Raw genomic sequence first — 1,186 nt, forward strand, 5'->3', positions numbered from 1 at the left:
ATTTTTATAAATTTCATACTTTATCTCTTTTCTTAGTTTCAGCTTGTTTTTTCAGTTTCCAACTTTGTGCAAACTCATGAGATACTTTGATACAAAGAGGAGCTTTATTTTGATTGAAAATAATTACTGTTTTTTTGTTTTTTATGCTTTTTAAAAAAACTTGATGTCCAATTTCAGAATTCATTTTTACAGAGAGAATTAAAAAATGTTTATTTTCAAAAGTTCGTGCTTTCTCTAAATCTTCTATTTTGAAAGTAGATGATTGCATTTTAAGCCTCCAATTCCACTTGATAGCCATTCCCCATAAAAGTAAAGGTAGCTACGCTTTTACCATCAAAAAGTTTGTCAGTGACATCATCCACTTCAATGTGGTGTCTCGATTTTGCTAAGCACTGTGTGAATAATAGCTTCGCTTCATCAATGGTTATAAATTCTGTCATTTGTGTTTCTCCTCAAATATGTTATAATTTGAGTAAAGCAAAACTCATGAAGAGCTTGCCTTACTTATAGTTTAAAAGTCTCTACTTTGGTCGGTGTGGACTTTTTTTGTTGTCATTGTTGCTTTAATAGCAACTTTGAGTGGTTCGTAATCGGAACCAGCTTCAATCATGGCTATTGCGATACTTTCAAGCATTTTGTAACGTTCCATTTCCACCGAATCAAGGAGGTCTAGGAGCGTTTTTTCTTTTCGCCAGTCAGTATCTCTAGCTTGAATTTGCTTCTTTGTCAGTCCTGTTACTGTTGTAGCAAGCAAACTTCTAATAATCGTATGCCATGTATTACCATGTCGTGAGTAATGATTCCACTCAGAAATAGCTTGATGAAGAGTAATTCCTTTCGGCTTTTCAACTGCTCTTGCAATTTTTCTTGCATAGAGTTCCTTCTCCATTTCATCAAATCGTTTTACAAGAGCGATTTTAAAATTTCTAACTACTTCTGTATTATCCAGATAAGTAATCATCAACATGGCTTGATTTATATTAAGTTGATAGATTTTTACTTTTTGACCTCGACTATCTGGCAAGGTCGATATTTCAAATATCAACTTACCGAATTGCTCAAAATCTTTTTTATGTTTATTGATGAGTAAACGTAACGATGTCCTTTCGATTCCTGCATATTCAGCAATAACGATATGGTTAGTCACAACTTCCGCTTTACTCATGTCAGGACTAGTTAAAAATGC

General features: G+C 33.3%; 3 protein-coding genes. All 3 read right to left on the reverse strand.

Going from position 1 to position 1,186, the window contains the following annotated elements; all coding sequences use genetic code 11:
- Positions 1-13 precede the first annotated feature (13 nt).
- Complete coding sequence (locus ABZY11_RS44615; RefSeq protein WP_351515821.1) at positions 14-298, reverse strand: hypothetical protein; 285 nt, start codon at positions 296-298, stop codon at positions 14-16.
- Positions 270-440 (reverse strand): DUF1655 domain-containing protein, encoded by a 171-nt coding sequence (locus tag ABZY11_RS44620; RefSeq protein ID WP_269889312.1) that lies wholly within the window; start codon positions 438-440, stop codon positions 270-272. Before ABZY11_RS44620 ends, ABZY11_RS44615 begins: the two co-directional genes overlap by 29 nt.
- Before the next feature lie 71 nt (positions 441-511).
- A partial coding sequence (locus ABZY11_RS44625) for a Rha family transcriptional regulator (RefSeq protein WP_356484637.1) occupies positions 512-1,186 on the reverse strand: 675 nt, incomplete at its 5' end.

This window comes from Streptomyces sp. NPDC006510, assembly GCF_040611955.1.
In the GTDB taxonomy this organism is placed as follows: Bacteria; Actinomycetota; Actinomycetes; order Streptomycetales; family Streptomycetaceae; genus Streptomyces.